Source organism: Pseudomonas sp. NMI760_13, from assembly GCF_021283245.1.
In the GTDB taxonomy this organism is placed as follows: Bacteria; Pseudomonadota; Gammaproteobacteria; order Pseudomonadales; family Pseudomonadaceae; genus Aquipseudomonas; species Aquipseudomonas peradeniyensis.
Genome location: NZ_JAJSRC010000018.1, coordinates 44,004 through 61,259 on the forward strand (window position 1 = coordinate 44,004; position 17,256 = coordinate 61,259).

12 protein-coding genes are annotated in these 17,256 nt (G+C 68.1%); 9 read left to right on the forward strand and 3 right to left on the reverse strand.

All coding sequences use genetic code 11. The features are described 5' to 3' along the window. Positions 1-35 precede the first annotated feature (35 nt). Complete coding sequence (locus LU671_RS18360) at positions 36-6,374, forward strand: non-ribosomal peptide synthetase (RefSeq protein WP_232856475.1); 6,339 nt, start codon at positions 36-38, stop codon at positions 6,372-6,374. 120 nt (positions 6,375-6,494) lie between these two features. Here LU671_RS18360 and LU671_RS18365 read toward each other — a convergent pair whose 3' ends face one another. Next, on the reverse strand, positions 6,495-7,139 hold the full coding sequence (locus tag LU671_RS18365; protein WP_203647100.1) for a helix-turn-helix transcriptional regulator: 645 nt from the start codon (positions 7,137-7,139) through the stop codon (positions 6,495-6,497). A 310-nt stretch (positions 7,140-7,449) separates the two neighbouring features. Here LU671_RS18365 and LU671_RS18370 point away from each other — a divergent pair, with 310 nt between their 5' ends. The 7 genes from LU671_RS18370 to ribD are packed head-to-tail and all read left to right on the forward strand — an operon-like array spanning position 7,450 to position 14,382. Next, complete coding sequence (locus LU671_RS18370; RefSeq protein ID WP_203647098.1) at positions 7,450-8,493, forward strand: methyltransferase; 1,044 nt, start codon at positions 7,450-7,452, stop codon at positions 8,491-8,493. After that, a complete protein-coding gene (locus LU671_RS18375) occupies positions 8,493-9,386 on the forward strand; it encodes a VOC family protein (RefSeq protein ID WP_232856476.1) in 894 nt (297 codons plus the stop codon). The genes LU671_RS18370 and LU671_RS18375 overlap by 1 nt, the downstream gene beginning before the upstream one ends. Before the next feature lie 56 nt (positions 9,387-9,442). Continuing rightward, positions 9,443-10,453: a formylglycine-generating enzyme family protein gene (locus LU671_RS18380; RefSeq protein ID WP_203647092.1), complete on the forward strand. Its 1,011-nt coding sequence runs from the start codon at positions 9,443-9,445 to the stop codon at positions 10,451-10,453. 34 nt (positions 10,454-10,487) lie between these two features. Further along, a complete protein-coding gene (gene ribA, locus LU671_RS18385; RefSeq protein WP_028691687.1) occupies positions 10,488-11,084 on the forward strand; it encodes a GTP cyclohydrolase II RibA in 597 nt (198 codons plus the stop codon). Positions 11,085-11,107: 23 nt separating this feature from the next. Next, a complete protein-coding gene (locus tag LU671_RS18390) occupies positions 11,108-12,799 on the forward strand; it encodes a WD40 repeat domain-containing protein (RefSeq protein WP_203647087.1) in 1,692 nt (563 codons plus the stop codon). Between the two features lie 12 nt (positions 12,800-12,811). After that, positions 12,812-13,471, forward strand: a complete 660-nt coding sequence (locus LU671_RS18395; RefSeq protein ID WP_203647086.1) for an SAM-dependent methyltransferase — start codon at positions 12,812-12,814, stop codon at positions 13,469-13,471. Then, positions 13,468-14,382 carry a bifunctional diaminohydroxyphosphoribosylaminopyrimidine deaminase/5-amino-6-(5-phosphoribosylamino)uracil reductase RibD gene (gene ribD / locus LU671_RS18400; protein WP_232856477.1) on the forward strand — a complete coding sequence of 305 codons (915 nt, stop codon included), beginning with the start codon at positions 13,468-13,470 and terminating at the stop codon, positions 14,380-14,382. Before LU671_RS18395 ends, ribD begins: the two co-directional genes overlap by 4 nt. Before the next feature lie 250 nt (positions 14,383-14,632). Here ribD and LU671_RS18405 read toward each other — a convergent pair whose 3' ends face one another. Continuing rightward, on the reverse strand, positions 14,633-15,361 hold the full coding sequence (locus LU671_RS18405) for a class I SAM-dependent methyltransferase (protein WP_203647083.1): 729 nt from the start codon (positions 15,359-15,361) through the stop codon (positions 14,633-14,635). Continuing rightward, positions 15,358-16,785 (reverse strand): MFS transporter, encoded by a 1,428-nt coding sequence (locus LU671_RS18410; protein ID WP_232856478.1) that lies wholly within the window; start codon positions 16,783-16,785, stop codon positions 15,358-15,360. The genes LU671_RS18405 and LU671_RS18410 overlap by 4 nt, the downstream gene beginning before the upstream one ends. 134 nt (positions 16,786-16,919) lie before the next feature. Here LU671_RS18410 and LU671_RS18415 point away from each other — a divergent pair, with 134 nt between their 5' ends. After that, positions 16,920-17,240: a heavy metal-binding domain-containing protein gene (locus tag LU671_RS18415; RefSeq protein WP_050705861.1), complete on the forward strand. Its 321-nt coding sequence runs from the start codon at positions 16,920-16,922 to the stop codon at positions 17,238-17,240. The last annotated feature ends 16 nt before the right edge of the window (positions 17,241-17,256 follow it).

Here is a 17,256-nt window from a genome sequence, read left to right on the forward strand (position 1 = left end):
TCCGCGGACGATCCCGTTTCAAGGAAGACCCGCCCATGTCCGTCGCCGATAGCTTCCCCCTGACCTGCGCCCAGCGCGACATCTGGCTGGACCAGATCAGCCATGGCGACTCGCCGCTCTACAACGTCGGCGGCTATCTCGAATTCGACGGCGCCGTGGATAGCGGCCTGCTGCGGCGCGCGCTGGCGCATCTGGTCGCGCTTCACGACGGGTTGCGCACGGTGCTGGTGCGCAAGGCGGGGGACGATGGCGTGGCCCGCCAGCGCTTTGTGGCCGGTTTGCAGGTGCCGCTGGACGAGCACGACCTGCGCGGGCAGGCTGAGCCGTTCGCCGCTGCACAGCGTCTGGCCAAGACCTTGCTGCAACAGCCCTTCGCCCTTGAAACCGGACCGTTGCTGCGCATGGCATTGCTGCATGTGGGCGGCGGGCGCAGCCTGCTGATGTTGCAGGCCCATCACCTGATCCTCGACGGCTGGGGCCTGGAGCAGTTGCTCCACCAGCTGGGCCAGTACTACGGTCTGCTCGAGCAGGGCCTGGCACTGCCGGACACAGCCCCGTCCTACCGGACGTTCATCGAGGATGACCTGGCCTACCAGGGATCGGCCCGCCAGCAGCGCGATCTTGCCTATTGGCAATGCCGTTACCCGCAACTGCCCGATGCGCTGCTGCGCCCCAGGGAACAGGGCCTGCCGTCAGGTGCCACGCCCAGCCATGCGCTGGAGCGCAGTTTCGATGGCGACCTGCTGGCGCGCATGCGGCAACTGGCCGACGAGCTGCAGGGATCGGTCGCCCATGTGCTGCTGGCGGCCTTGCACGTGTGCTGTGCCCGGGCCTGGCAGCGGGATGACTGGGTGGTCGGCCTGCCGGTGCGCAACCGTGGCAATGCGCGGGCCAAGGCGACACTGGGTATGTTCGTCCAGGTCAATGCCTTGCGCATGGACTTCGGCCGGAGTTTGAGCTTCGCCGAGCTGGTGCGCGGTATCGGCGATGCCCTGCGGCGCGACCTGCGCCACCAGCGCCTGCCGCTCAGCGACCTTAACCGGGCGCTGGGGCTGTCCCGGGAGGCCCGGGGGCAATTGTTCGAGATCACCGTGTCCTACGAGGAAGAGGGCCACGACCTGCGCTTTGGCAGCCTCGGCGCCCACAGCGTGAAGGTATGCAACGATCACGAGCCGACGCCGCTGTCGATCTACCTGCGCAGCAACCCGCACAATGGCAAGGCCTGGCTGCACCTGGTGTACAACCAGGCCTGGCTGGCCCCCGAAGAGGTCGAGGTGTTCACTGCGCGCCTGCTGCATGTGCTGGCCCAGGGGCTGGAGCGGCCGCAGGCGGCCATCGACGACTACGACCTGCTGTTGCCCGACGAGCACCAGCGCCTGCGGCTGTGGAATGCCACGGCCAGCGCCGCCCAAGGCCCGGCCCTGATCCATCGGCGCATCGAGGCCCAGGCCGCGCTGCGCGCCGAGGCGACGGCCGCCGTGCACGAGGGGCGCCACCTGAGTTATGCCGAGCTGAACAACCGCGCCAATCACCTGGCCACGCAACTGCAGGCCTTGGGCGTGGCGCCGGAGCAGCGGGTGGCGGTGGTCGCCCGCCGAGGCCTGGACACTCTGGTTGGCCTGTTGGCGGTGCTCAAGGCTGGCGCGGCCTATGTGCCGATCGATCCGGCGCACCCGGGCGAGCGTCTGCGCTACCTGCTCGACGATTGCGCACCAAAGGTGGTGCTGACCCAGTCCGTCCTGCGCGAGCGCTTGCCGGCCATCGATGTGCCGGTGATCGAGCTGGACCGCTTGCCATTGCCCACGGCAGTGCTTGATGACCTCGAGGTGCCTGGGCTATCGGGCGAAAGCCTGGTCTATGTGATCTACACCTCCGGCTCCACCGGCCAGCCCAAGGGGGTGATGATCGAGCAGCGCATGCTCGCCAACCTGGTCGACTGGCACTGCGCCGCCTTCGACCTGCAGCCTGGCAGCGCCACCTCCAGCCTGGCCGGCTTTGGCTTCGATGCCATGGCCTGGGAGATCTGGCCGACCCTGTGCGCCGGCGCCACCCTGCACCTGGCGCCGGTGGGCGAGAGCGGCGAGGACATCGACGCGCTGCTGCGCTGGTGGCGCGCCCAGCCCCTGCAGGTCAGCTTCCTGCCCACGCCGGTGGCAGAGCACGCCTTCGCCCAGGGCGAGGCGCATCCTACCCTGCGCACCTTGCTGGTCGGCGGTGATCGCCTGCGTCGCCTGGCCCGGGAGCAAGGCTGGCGGATCATCAACAACTACGGGCCGACCGAGGCCACGGTGGTGGCCAGCGCGGGCGAGGTGCGCCCGGGCCAGGTGCTGCACATCGGCGCGCCGGTGGCCAATACCCGCCTGCATGTGCTCGATGCCCAGGGCCGGCAACTGCCGATAGGCGCCGTCGGTGAGTTGTACATCGGCGGTGCGGGTGTCGCCCGCGGCTACCTGAATCGCCCCGACCTGACAGCCGAGCGCTTCCTCGACGACCCGTTCACCCCGCAGCACGGCGCCCGGATGTACCGCACAGGGGACCTGGTGCGCTGGTTGCCCGACGGCACCCTGGAGTACCTGGGGCGCGGCGACGACCAGGTGAAGATCCGCGGCGTGCGGGTCGAGCTGGGCGAGATCGAGAGCGCGCTGGCCAGCCACCCGGCCGTGCGCGAGGCGCTGGTGCTGCTGCGCGACGGCCAGCTGGTGGCCTGGTACCTCGGCGAACAGGCATCGACCCCGTTGCAGTTGCACGAGCACCTGCGCAGGCGCCTGCCGGCCGCGTTGCTGCCGAGCGCCTTTGTGGCGATGACGGCCTGGCCGTTGACCGCCAATGGCAAGCTCGACCGTCGCGCCTTGCCCGCGCCGGGCAGCGAGGCCGCGGTGCGGCGCGCCCATGAGCCGCCCCAGGGCGAACTGGAGTTGCGCCTGGCCGCGCTGTGGGCCGAGCTGCTGGAGGTGGAGCAGGTCGGACGGCACGATCACTTCTTCGAGCTGGGCGGCCATTCGCTGCTGGCGGTGCGCCTGATCGAGCGCATGCGTCAGGCGGGGCTGCAAGTAGATGCACAGGTCCTGTTCGGTCAGCCGACCTTGGCGAGCCTGGCCGCATCGCTCGGCAGTACCCCCGCGCAGTCGGTACCGGCCAACCACGTGGCCCCGGGTAGCCAGCGGATCACCCCCGAGATGCTGGCCCTGACCCGCCTCGATCAGGCCAGCATCGACCGCATCGTCGGCATGGTTCCGGGTGGCGCGGCCAATGTGCAGGAGATCTACCCGCTGGCACCGCTGCAGGAAGGCCTGCTGTATCACCACCTCACCGAAGACCGTGACCCGTACCAGCAACAGGCGCTGTTCGCCTTCGCCAGCCAGGCTGCGCTGGAGGCGTTCAACCGCGCCTTGGCCGGGGTCATCGAGCGTCACGACATCCTGCGTACCAGCCTGGCCTGGGAAGGCCTGGCGCAGCCGCAGCAAGTGGTGTGGCGCCAGGCCTGGTTGCCGCTGAGGGTGCTTGCGCCCGGTTCGGGCGACGCGGCCACCCGGCTGCGCGAAGAGGCCCTGCGGCTGGACCTGCGCCAGGCGCCGATGATGGCCCTGGCCTGCGTCGAGGACAGCGCGCGGCAGCGCTGGCTGGGGCTGCTGCACTTCCACCACCTGGTCAACGACGCGGTCTCGGTGCAGGTGCTGCTGGCCGAGCTGGCGACGCTGATGGCGGGCGAGGGACACACGCTGCCAGCGCCCGTGCCGTATCGCAACTACGTCGCCCTGAGCCGCGACGAGGCCAGGCAGGCGGGGCATGAAGCCTTCCTGCGCGGAGCCCTGGCCGGGGTGGAAGCGCCCCCTAGGCTGGCCGGCATGGGCGAGGAGGGCCAGGCCACCGTCGAAACCTGCGCCCTGACCGTTCCTGAGGGCTTGGCCACGACCTTGCGCCAGCGCGTGCGTCAGCACGACGTCGGCCTGGGCAGCCTGATGCACCTGGCCTGGGCCCAGGTGCTGGGAGCCTTGGGCGGTCGCGACGAGGTGCTATTTGGCACCGTGCTGCTGGGTCGGGTGATGGCGGGCGAGGGTGCCGAGCGGGCGCTGGGCATGTTCATCAACAGCCTGCCGCTGCGGGTGTCGCTGGCCGGTCGTGATGTGGGCCAGGCGCTGGCCGGAATCCACGGCCAGCTGGCGGCACTGCTCGGGCACGAGGATGCGCCGTTGGTGCTGGCCCAGCGCTGCAGCGGCTTGCCTGCCGGGGTGGCGTTGTTCGACAGCCTGCTCAATTATCGGCATGGCGCCGCGCACGACAGCGTGGCGCTGCCTGGCGTGACGTTGCTCGATGCCAGCGAGGTGCACAGCCACGCCCTGGTGCTGACCGTGGACGAGCAGGGCGACAGCCTGCGGCTGAGTGTGCGGGCGCCTCGCGAGCTGGGCGCCGAACGGGTGCTCGGGCATGTTTGCTGCGCCCTGCAGGCGCTGGCCAATGCCCTGGTCAGCGAGCCGCCAGTGGCGCTCCAGTCGCTGTCGACCTTGCCGGAGGCGGAGCGCGTCTATCTGCTGGAGACCCTCAATGCCACCGAGGTGGCGCTGGATCCCGCCTATCCGCACCTGCCGGCGCTGTTCGCCGCCCAGGTGCGACGCACGCCGGATGCCGTGGCGCTGCAGAGCGAAGAGACACAGCTCACCTACCGCGAGCTCGATGCCCTGGCCAACCGGCTGGCCCATCACCTGATCGGCCTGGGCGTGCGGCCCGACAGCCGGGTCGCCGTGTGCCTGGAGCGCGGCGCCTCGCTGATTGTTGGCTTGCTCGGCGTGCTCAAGGCCGGTGGCGCCTATGTGCCGCTGGACCCCGGCTACCCCGACGAACGCCTGCACTACATGCTTGCCGACAGCGCGCCCCTGGCACTGCTGGTGCACGGAGCCACCCGCGGCCTGTTCGAGGGCCTGTCGACACCGCTGGTGGACCTGGATCACGGTGACTGGCAGGGGCATGGCGACCCTGCGCCCGAACTGCCGGAACTGGGCGGCGGGCACCTGGCCTATGTCATGTACACCTCGGGCTCCACCGGTACGCCGAAAGGGGTAATGGTCGAGCATCGCGGGTTGTGCAACCTGATGCGCTGGGGCAGCGAGCTGTGCCCGCCACAGGCCGACGACGCGCTGCTGCAACGGGCGCCGTTCAGCTTCGACGGCTCGGTGTGGGAGTTGTTCTGGCCGCTGTGCGCCGGCTTGCGCCTGGTGCTGGCGCGCCCCGACGGGCACCGCGATCCGGCCTATCTGGTGCAGCTGATCCAGACGCGCCGGGTGACTACCGTCAAGTTTGTCCCGGCCCTGCTGCAGGCGTTTCTCGACACCCCGGGCGTCGAGCGTTGCAGCAGCCTGCGCGATGTCTTCTGTGGCGGCGGCGAGCTGACCCTGGCGCTGGCGCAACAGGTGCGCCAGGCCTTGCCCCAGGTGCGCCTGCACAATGTCTATGGCCCCACCGAGGCCACCGTGGACAGCACCGCCTGGACCCTGGAGCCGCGCCAGCCGTTGCCCACCGTCGCCCCGCCGATCGGGCGGGCGATCGGCAATACCCGCCTGTACGTGCTCGACGCCCATGACCGTCCGGTGCCCGTGGGTTGTGCTGGCGAACTGCATATCGGCGGCATCGGCGTGGCCCGCGGCTATCTGGGCTTGCCGACGTTGCAGTTCGAGCGCTTCATCGCCAGCCCGTTCGTGGCCGGCGACCGCCTGTACCGTACCGGCGACCTGGTGCGTTATCGCGCCGATGGCGAGCTGGAGTTCATCGGGCGCAATGACTTCCAGGTCAAGCTCAACGGCCTGCGTATCGAGCCGGGCGAAATCGAGGCGCTGCTGGCCGCCCACCCGGTCTTAAGCCAGGCCGTGGTACTGGTGCGCGAGGAGCGGCTGGTGGCCTATGCCAGCTGTCGCGACGGCCATGTCGCGCCGACGCTGGAAGCGCTGCGTGCGTACCTGTCGGCGCGCCTGCCGGCCTATATGGTGCCTTCGGCCTATGTGCTCCTGGCCGAGCTGCCGCTGAGCCCCAACGGCAAGGTCGATCGCCGCGCCTTGCCGGCGCCGGGCGCGGAGGCGGTGATCAGCCGGGCCTATGAGGCGCCCCGCGACGAGCTGGAGCATGCGCTGGCGCAGATCTGGACGGAGGTGCTGAAGATCGAGCAGGTCGGCCGTGACGACAACTTCTTCGAGCTCGGCGGACACTCACTGCTGGCGGTCAGCCTGGTGGCGCGCATGCGCCAGGCGGGGTTGCATGCCGATGCGCGCCTGTTGTTCAGCCAGCCGACCCTGGCGGGCCTGGCGGCCAACACCCGGCGTGAGCAGGAACAGGTGGCGATTGCGCAGACCACCATTCCGGCGCTGAAGGGCAGGCGGCGGATCTGATGAGTCACGTTGACCTGGCGAGGGGGCGTGGGAGCGGGCTTGCCCCGCGAGGCGCTGCATGGCACCGGCTTGGCCGGTGATCGCGGGGCTAGCCCGCTCCCACGCTGGTAGGTCGGCGGATTATTTCGGCGAAATGCGATAGACGCAGCGCCGATCCCCCGAGATCAGGTGCTCGCAACGTTCCACCAGCCCCTGCTCGCCGATCGCCGCCTGGAACACCTGCAGCTCGCTGCGGCAGAACCCCTGGCAGCGGGTGGCGGCGATGCAGATCGGGCAGTGGTTTTCGACGATCAGCCAGTCATTGCCGTCGGCCTGCATCTCGGCCATGTAGCCGGCGCGCTCGCGCAACTGCACGAGGATGCGCACCTTGTCTTCCAGGCTCTGGCCATCGGCGCAGGCCTGCTGGTACTCACGGCTGTTGCTGTCTTCCATGCGGCTGATCAGGCGGTCGACCCCGTCGCTGCCGAACACCTGCTCGACGCTCTCGATCAGTTGCAGGGTCAGCACGCTGTGGGAGTCGGGGAAGCGGCGCTGGGCCGTGGCGGTCAGCGCCCATTTTTGCGAAGGGCGCCCGGCGCCCTTGGCCGGCACGCTGATGCCGCTGATCAGGTCGGACGCCTGCAGTTTCTGCACCTGCTGGCGGGTGGCTTCGAAGGTGATGGCGAGCAGCTGGGCCAGGTCGGCGGTCTTGAGCGGCCCGCGGGTCTTGAGCAGGAACAGGATGCGGTCGGCGGTGCAGTTGGTATCAACGGTGGTCGAGGTCATGGAGCGCTGGAAACCGGGCGTGAATGAACGGATCGGGCACTCTCCTGGGCCATCCTTTGCGCAGGCAAGTGGGCGAAGGATAGCCCGGATTCGCGGTGAATTGTGCAAGATGAACGATTATCGATAAGAAAATTTATATGCGATAAAAATATAAAAGGTATTAGTTGTATTTATTGGGTCTGCGTCTAGGCTCAATTGCGGAGCCTGTGCTTGCCGGTCCCAGGGAGGGGTGCGTGCAAGTCAATCGACACCTTGCTGGTAGATGCCGGGCATGGGCTCACCCACAATAACTCGACAGGGATGTGAGTGCATGAATGCCCAGAAACCCGTGACCATCTACGAACACGCCGACGAACTGAACAGTCTGCAAGGCGTGGTCGACCTGGTGAAGCTCTCCGACCAGTACCGCCAGTCCGCCATCCTGCATTCGGCGCTGGCCCAGCGTGTGTTCGACCACACCCGCCAGCCGGTCAGCGCCCAGGCCCTGAGCGATGCGCTGGGTTGGGTGCCGAACAAGGGCCGCATCTTCCTCAACGCGCTGGTAGCCATGGGCCTGCTGAAACGCACTGCCCAAGGTTTCGAGAACCTGCCGCTGAGCCAGCGTTTCCTGGTCAGCGACAGCGCCGAGTTCATCGGCCCGATCATCGATCATCAGCGTCTGCAGTGGCATAACTGGCCGCGCCTGGACGAAGTGCTGCGCAGCCGCACCTCGCTGGATTTCCAGCAGGAAAACCGTTTCAAGCACGACCTGGCGGCTCGCGATGCCTTCAACGATGCCATGGTCCGCTTCAGCCAGCCCATGGTCGACGTGCTGCGTGACCTGCCGCTGTTCGACAAGGCCCGGCGGGTGATCGACCTGGCCGGTGGCCACGGTACCTACCTGGCCGAGATCGCCAGCCGAAATCCGCAGGTCAAGGGTGAGGTCTGGGACCTGGAGCCGACCCGCGAGGCGGCTGCGGCCACCTTCGCCAAGTACCGTCTCGACGACCGCCTGGGCTTCCATGCCCGCAACCTGCTGGACCTGGCGCAGTACCAAGGCGAGCGGGCCGACGTGGTGATGCTCAACGACTGCCTGCACTATTTCACCCGCGAGCAGGTGCGCACCCTGATCGCCGGCGCCGCCGGCATGGTCGAGGGTGACGGCGCGCTGCTGGTGCTGAGCATGGCCCTGGAGGATGACGAGATCCATCCGGCGCTGTCGGCCGACTTCTCCCTGCACATGATGCTCAACACGGTCAACGGCGAGCTGCACTCGACCCGCTACCTGATCGACAGCATGGCGAAGGCGGGGCTCACCGTGGAGCAGGAGCCGATCGGCCGCTACACCCTGCTGATCGGACGGAGGGCTGTCTGATGCTGCGCTTGTTGGCATTGCATGCCGCGCCGCTCGGCGACGCGGCGGCCCAGGCCCTGGACAGCCTGGGCAGCGCAGCGGCGGCGGCGGGTTTCAGCCTGCAGGTCAGCCAGAAGCCGGCCGGCCAGGGACCGGTGGACGCGGTCTGCCTGCTGCTCGACAGCGCCACGCCGCCGGCGGCGTTGAACACGCTGCTCAACGAGGCCAGCGGACTGTGCCGCAACACCGTGCTGGTGCTGGTCCGCGTGCAGGGCGCACTGGCGCAGTTGCCTTCCGCCAGCGGCGTGATCGCCCAGTGGCAGCAGGCGAGCCAGGGCTTCCTCTATCCCTACTCGCTGGATATCGGTGCCGGGCAGGCGCCGGAGCTGGCGATCAAGGACTGGCTGGCGGGCTTCGCCAAGTTCGCAGCCGCGACCAAGCTGTGGCGCTCGCTCGACGGCCTGGGGCTGGACGAAGCGGCGCGGGCCGCACAGCGCCCCGAGATGAACCACGTCAATATCCTCACCCGCGACCTTGAAGCCTCCAAGGCGTTCTACAGCGACATCCTCGGCGCCAACTACTGCTACAACCTCGGTCCGCGCAAGGCCGTGATGGAGCTCAACGGCTTCGACTTCTTCATCGAGCAGAGCGAGTCGTTCAGCTACCCGACCGGCTACCACATCGGTGTGCGGGCGCTGCCCGAGGACGTTCGGCGCATCGCCGAGCAGGTCAGCGCCGCCGGCACCATCAAGCTGGTCAAGGGCAACGGCCCGGCGCCGGGCTACCACCATGGGCCGGACAACGTGCGCAGCGCCGTCTACTTCGAGGACCCGGATGGTCTGGTGATCGAAGTCTACAGCGCTGAAGTGGAGATGATCGAAAGCAACCCACGGTTGCTCCTCGACCGCCTCTGATCCCACGTCGTCACAGGCCTGCCATCGGGCAGGCCTGTGCCCAGGCAGGTATTTGCATGAACAGCTACAAACAGTGGCATTGGCCACGGCTGCCCAGCCCGTTGCCCAAGGATGTCAGCGACCGGGCATTGATGGGTTACCCGCAGCATTACCAGGAGCACCCATTGCAGACGCAGGTCGCCACGGCGCTCGACGATCTGCTCCAGGCGCCGCTGGACGGCCTGCTGACGCTGCTCGAGCAGCCGCGCCAGCCGTTGGCCCGGCGCATTGCCGCCGGCGAGGTGCTGGCATTGCGTGGCGACCCGCGCATCGACACCTTCGCCCCGCAGATGATCGACATTCCCGCCGCGCGGGTGCACATCGGCCTCGATCCGCGCGCGGTCGAGCAGGTGATGGACCAGTTCGACGGGCTCGGCCTGGACCGCAGCTGGATCGACAAGGAGACCCCGCGCCACGCCGTGGAGCTGGCGGCATTTCGTATCGCCCGCTTTCCGGTGACGCACCAGGAGTACCGCCAGTTCCTGCTCGACAGCGGGCATGCCGGCATCCCTGACGGCTGGGCGTTCGGCCGCTACCCGCGGCATCACGCCAACCATCCGGTGTACAGCGTCTCGGCCAGTGACGCCGACGCCTACGCCCGGTGGCTCAGCGAACGCACCGGCCGGCGTTTCGCCCTGCCCAGCGAGGCGCAATGGGAGTACGCCGCCGCCGGCCCTGAAGGCCGCCAGTTCCCCTGGGGCGACGCCTACCAGGTCGAGCAGGCCAACACCGCCGAGCTGGGCTACCTGGACAGCACGCCGGTCGGCGTGTTCATCGACGCCGCCTCGCCCTTCGGCGTGTTGGACATGGCCGGCAATGTCGAGGAGTACGTGGCCGAGGACTACCGGCCATACCCCGGCGGACCGCAGATCGAGGACGACCTGGTGCTCGATGTCGGCACCCACCGCGTGGCCCGCGGTGGCAGCTTCACCCGTTTCCGCGACCTGGCGCGCACCGCGCGCCGCCACGGGCGTTACCCGCGACCGATCTACGTCATGGGTTTTCGCCTGGTTGAAAACCACAACTGAGCTGTTCCGTCTTCCGTGCAAGAGGTCTGATTCCATGAACAAGGATGTTTCGCTTCACACCATCGTGCCGATTTCCATTCTCGGCGGCGACGTCGACGCCCATTTCTTCGGCTTCCACGGCTTCGAGCGTGACCAGGAGCACTTCGCCGTCGGCATCGGCCGCGAGCAGTGCGACGTGCCGCTGGTGCGGGTGCACTCCGAGTGCATCACCGGCGATGTGTTCGGCTCGCAGCGCTGCGATTGCGGCCCGCAGCTGCAGGAGGCGCTGCGCACCCTCAAGGAGGTGGGCGGCTACCTGATCTACCTGCGCCAGGAAGGGCGCGGCATTGGCCTGTACTCCAAGTTCGAGGCCTACCTGCTGCAGGACAAGGGCCTGGATACCTACGAGGCCAACCTGCGTCTGAACCACCTGGCCGACTCGCGCTCGTTCGACCCGGCCGTGCAGATCCTCCGCGCCCTGGGCGTTGACCAGTGCCGGTTGCTGACCAACAACCCGGAGAAGGTCGCCCAGTTGCGCGCCGGTGGCATCGATGTGATCGAGCAGGTGCCCACCGGGGTGTTCCTGACCAATCACAACCGCAACTACCTGCAGGCGAAGGCGGTCAAGTCCAGCCATTCGATCAAGCTCTGACTCCAGCGAAAAAGGATCTTTCGATGAAACACATTGGCCCTATCAGCGGTATCGCCGCCCATGCCGCGCGCTTCGTCGCCACCGCCGGCTACGACAACCAGGTAATCCTGTGGAACGCCGCCACCGGCGAGCCGATCCACCGCGTGCACCACGACCACCTGGCCAACCAGTGCGCGTTCAGCAGTGACGGCAAGCACCTGGTCAGCGCCAGCAGCGACTACACCGCGCGCATCTGGGAAGTGCCGAGCATGCGCCTGAAAGCCGTGCTGCAGGGGCACAACGACGACGTCGAGATGGCGGTGTTCTCGCCCGACAGCCAGCGCGTGGCCACCTGCTCGCGTGACCACGTGCTGCGCATCTTCGACCTCGACGGCGTGCAGCTGCAGGCGTTCCATGGCCACCAGGCCGACGTCATCTCGGTGGTCTGGTCGCCGGACGGCCAGCGCCTGATCTCCAGCAGCGACGACGGTACCGTGCGCCAGTGGGACACCCGCACCGGCCAGCAATGCGACGAGGTGGACATCGGCGGCGTGGAAACCGACACCATTGCCATCACCCGCGAAGGCGTGGTGTTCGCCGGGGACGACGAGGGGCGTATCTCGATCATCGCCCAGGGCCAGGTGCAGACCGTGCCGGCCCACGCCGCCGGGATCAAGCGCATCGTCTGGAACGACGACAAGCGCCTGCTGGTGAGCCTGAGCTACGACCGCTCGGCGATCCTCTGGACCTTCGACGCCGGGCGTAACCTGGTCAAGCGCCGCAGCACCGCGCTGCCGAGCATCGTCTGGCCGCGCAGCTGCGCCTTCGTCGGTGACGAACAGCTGGTGTTCGCCACCTTCGGTTCGCGCTACGCCACCTGGAACTACGAGCAGGACCAATGGCAGGTGTCGGGCATCGAGCCGGCGGTGAGCATCAACGCCGTGGTGCGCAGCGACGAGCGCCAGTACAGCATCGGCGACGCCGGCATCCTGCACCGTGATGACCAGCCGGTGACCAGTGTCGGCAGCCTGTGCAACTTCCTCCTGCCGTTCGGCCCGCTGCTGCTGACCGGCGGCCAGATGGGCCAGGTGTTCGACGGCCTGTCCGGGCGCATGCTGTACCAGCACCGTTCGCCGCTCAACTGCGGCGCAACTTTCGTCAGGAACGGCGAGGACCTGGCGCTGATCGGCACCTACACCGGCGAAGGCCTGGTGTTCGGCCATGACGGCCAGGGCGGACTGCGCCTGGTGGCGTCGATCCCCATGCACGACAACGCGATCAAGGGCGTGGCCGCCGACGAGCGCCACCTGTTCAGCGTCTGCGCCTCGGCCGATGCCGCGCTGCACAGCATCGAGGATTTCAGCAGCGTGCGGCATATCGAGGGGGCGCACACGCGTATTTCCAATGGCTGCTGCCCGATCACCGGCGGCTTCGCCAGCATCGGTCGCGACCTCAAGCTGCGCCTGTGGCTGGAGACCGGCGACGAGGTGTTCGACTCGCCGCACCAGCACTCGATCAAGTGCATCGCCGCCTCCGGCGATGGCCGGGTGATCGCCACCGCGGCCTACAACGGTACCGTGGCGCTGTTCGACCTGGCCTCGCGGCGCTGGCTGCCCATGCAGCGGCCGACCGCCAGCGGTATTTCCTGCCTGACCCACGACGCCGTCAGCGACGCCTTCCTGGCCAGCTCCTATGACGGGCGCATCTACGGTATCGACGCCCGCCTGGCGTCCTGAAGGAGCAGCACGATGAGCAAGCAAGCAAGCGACTTCATGGCCCAGGGCGATTACCGCAAGGCCCTCGACACTTCGTTCGTGCACCGCTACAGCCATGGCGAGGACGAGTGGTCGTGGGATATCGGCATGATCCAGGCGGCCCAGGCCTTCCTTGAACGGCTCGACCCGCGTGCCGACCAGCATGTGCTGGACATCGGCGTGGGCCGTGGCCGTGACGCCTCCACCTTCATCCTCGCCGGGCACCGGGTCACCGGGCTGGATATCGTCGAGAACTCCAGCTGGCCGTTGCTGCGCAAGCGCTGGGGCGATCGACTGGACCTGGTGAACAAGGCCATGCAGGACTGGCAGCCGGCGCCGGGCACGGTGTTCGACGCGGCCCTGGACAATGGCTGCTTCCACCACCAGCACCCGGATGAGTGGGCTGCATACCTGGGCCATGTGCGCCGCCTGCTGCGCCCCGGCGCGCTGGTGGGGCTGAACGTGTTCGGGGTCGACGCGGCCCATCCGCAGCCGGGCTGGCGCGAGATGGACAACCAGCGCCAGGGCTACTTCTTCACCGACGACGGCATCCGCCAGACCCTCGAGGGCCATGGCTTCACCTGGCAGGGGCTGGAGGTGATCGAGCGCCAGCACGGCGAGGCTCGCTACCTGCTGGCGCTGGTTCGCACGTGAGTGCAATTGATCGCCACTACCTGGACATGGCCCTGGCGCTCGCCAGCCAGGGCCTGTACAGCACCATGCCCAACCCGCGGGTCGGCTGCGTGATCGTCAACGCCGGGCAGGTGGTGGGGCGCGGCTGGCATCAGCGCGCCGGCCAGGCCCATGCCGAAGTGCACGCCCTGCGCGAGGCGGGCACGGCGGCGCGGGGTGCGACCGCCTATGTGACCCTGGAACCCTGTGGTCACCATGGGCGCACGCCGCCGTGCGCCGATGCCCTGGTGGCGGCGGGGGTGAGTCGGGTAGTCACGGCCAGCGGCGATGTCTCGCAGAGCATCGGCGCGGATCGCCTGCGTGGTGCGGGCATCGCGGTCGAGGCCTTGCCTTGCCCACGGGCACGGGCGCTCAATCGCGGGTTCTTCTCGCGCATCGAGCGCCAGCGCCCTTGGGTGCGGGTGTTGCGTCCGGCGGCGCTGGAGATCGGTGCGCTGGGCGAAGGCACGATGCTCAGCCATTGCGACGAGCAGACGCCCCTGGCGCACTGGCGGGGCAGGGCTTCGGCGTTGCTGACCACTTGTGACTGGGTGAAGGCCTGCGACACCTCGCTGGTGGCGCAGGTTGCCGGGCAAAGGGCCGAGCCGGTGGTGCCCTTGCGGGTGCTGCTTGACCAGGGGCTGGACTGCCCGGCTTCGGCCAAGGTGCTCGATGGGCGGGCGCCGACGTTGGTGCTGCATGGGGCGCAGGCGAGGCGGGACGGTCGGTATGCCCGTGCGCGTTGCCAGGAGCTGGAGGATCTGGGTGGCTTGCAGGTACTACAGGCGCTGCATGAACTCGACTGCAACGAAGTCCAGGTGGAGGCCGAGCCGGCCTGGTGCGAGGCCCTGGCGCGCCAGGGGCTGATGGATGAGTGGCTGGTCCAGGTCTAGCGCCCTGTGCTTTCCCTGTAGGAGCGGCCTTGTGCCGCGAAAGGGCTGCAAAGCAGCCCCGGCGATCGTGATCACATCACAGATCCTTGGGGCCTTATTGATTTAACTGCAATAGCGTGGGAGCGGGCTTGCCCCGCGATGCGATGTGTGGCACCGGCTTTGCCGGTGATCGCGGGGCAAGCCCGCTCCCACGCTGGTGATGCTTACAACTTTGTTCCCGCTGCGACAGGTGATCTGGGAAACGCGCAACCTAGCGACTGCAGATCAGCCCGACCTGCAGGCTGTTCTGCTCGAACAGGTCCCAATACCCAGGCGGATGCGCTTTCTTGCGGATCCCGCTGATCAGTGGGGCAATCCAGCGCACGTTGCGCAGGCCGACATCGTGGGCGGCCTGTTCGTAGACCGACTTTTGCCAGCGGTAATAGGTGAAGTCCGCAGGCGGTGTACTCATGAACTGGCCCCGGCAGCGCAGGCCGCCTTCCACCGGCTGTTCGTCCAGCACACGAATGCCGTACTCGGTGAAATTGCCCAGGGCCAGGTCGAAGGCGGGGTTCGCCGTGTAGGCGATCAGCTGTCCGTTCGGCTTGAGGTTAAGGGCGACACTCTCGAACATGCGCCGCAATTCCTCGACGCTGCCGGCGTAGTTGAACAGCCAGGCGGCGGTGACCTTGTCGAACTGGCCAATGCGGCCCATCTGCGCCACGTCGCGCACTTCGTAGGCGATGCCGTCGTTGGCCTGGCGCGCCTGGTAGATCATGCTCGGCGAGATATCCACGCCGTGTACCCGCGCCGCGCCCCAGTCCTTCAGGCGGCGGCTGAAGAAGCCATGGCCGCAGGCCAGGTCGAGAACTTCCTCGCCGGTCACTTCGCCGGCCATGTAGCGAAACGTGTCGACCTCGACCCCGCGCTGGCTGGCGTGGCTGGTGAAGTCTTCGAACTGCTCGCTGATCCGCTCGTAGACTTCCTTGGATTCCTTCATGGGCGCTCCTTGTTTTCAGAGGTGAGTCGCAGCGCCAACGGCAGCGCCAGCAGCGGCGCGCAGGCGAACACGGCGAACAGCCATAGCGCCGCCTGGCGCGCGCCTTGCTCGCCGCCGGGCTCGACCAGCCCGGCGCCGTTGGCGACCAGGCCGGCCAGGGCCGCGGCCAGGGCGGTGGCGTAGAGTTGCACGGTGGTGATCGAGGCCGAGGCGAGGTTTTCCTCGCCGGGGCGCGCTGCCTGCAGCACCCGGGTGAGCAGGTGCGGCCAGCCCAGGCCGATGCCCAGGCCGACGCCGGCCAGGGCCAGGGCGAACAGGGCCAGGCCCGGCGCGCTGGCGATCCAGGCCGGGGCGGGGGTCAGCACGGCCAGGGCCAGCAGCGCCACGGCCACCACCAGCGGCCCGCTGCGGATCTGCCAGGCGCCGCCATCGCGGTCGCGTCCGGCGCTGGCCAGGGCGCCAACCGTCCAGCCAGCGGCCATCACGGCGGTCAGGTAGCCGGCGGCCAGAGGGCCGAAGCCATGGATGCGCTGCAGGAAGTAAGGTACATAGATTTCGGTGGTGATGGCCGCCACCAGCAGGCACATCATGGCGAACAGCGCGCCCATCGGTTGCCTGAGGCTGTAGGCCCCGGTGGGCAACAGGTGATGGCGCGCCCGCGGATCGCGGCGGGCGATCAGCGCGGCGAGGGCCAGGCCCACGACGATGCCGGCCAGGTTGATCCACAAGGTATCGGCCAGGCTGGCTGCACAGATCGCCAGCACCGAGGCCACCAGGCAGGCGATCAGCCCGTAGGCCGGGCGCGCGCCATTGTCGTCCACGGCCTGGCGCGCCGGCAGGCGCAGGCAGACGATCAGCGCCAGGGCGCCAGCCACCGGCAGCAGCGACCAGAACGCCCAGCGCCAGTGTCCACCTTCGGCGAACACCCCGCCCACGGCCGGGCCGCACAGCGTGGCCACGCCCCACATCGCCGAGACCAGGGCCATGGCGCGGGGCCACAGGCGGCTGTCGAACACCAGGTGGATCAGCGCATAGCTCAGGGCGAACAGGATGCCGCCACCCAGGCCCTGCACGCTGCGTCCAAGCAGCAGCATCGGCATGCTCGCGGCCTGGGCGCAGAGCAGCGAGCCGATGGTGAACACCAGCAGCGCCAGCAGGTAGGCGACTCGCGGCCCACTGCGGGCCAGCAGGCGGGTGGAGAGGGTGGAACCGATGATCGAGGCGACCACGAACAAGGTGGTGTTCCAGGCATAGAAGGCCAACCCGCCGATCTCTTCGATCACGGTCGGCAGCAGGGTGGTGACGATGTAGACATTGATGGCATGCAGGGCGACGCCGCCGGCCAGGGCGATCGAGCGCAGCGCGTTGCCGCCGCTGAGCAGTTCGCTCCAGCGCGCCGGGGGCTGTTCGGGGATTGCGGTCATGTACGCTCCTTGCGTGGTCCTGCGCTGGGAGTCTAGGAGTCGGAAAATCATTATTCAAGGTTTTGCTTGTGTAATTTGGCGGTGATGTTTTTGCTAGGATCGTGCTCTTTTGTCTTGTTCCAGGAGCGTCACCCATGATCATCAGCACCACCAGCCAGCTCGACGGCCGTCCGATTGCCGAGTACCTCGGCGTGGTCAGCGCCGAATCGGTGCAGGGGATCAACTTCGTGCGCGATTTCTTCGCACGCTTTCGCGACTTCTTCGGCGGCCGCTCACAAACCCTGGAGGGCGCGCTGAAGCTGGCCCGCGAGCAGGCCACCGAGGAACTCATGGCGCGGGCACGGCAGTTGCAAGCCGATGCGCTGGTGGGCGTGGACTTCGAGATCAGCATGCCGTCGGTACAGGGCGGCATGGTCGTGGTGTTCGCCACCGGCACGGCGGTACGTCTGAAGTAAGGCCAGTTGCCACTGG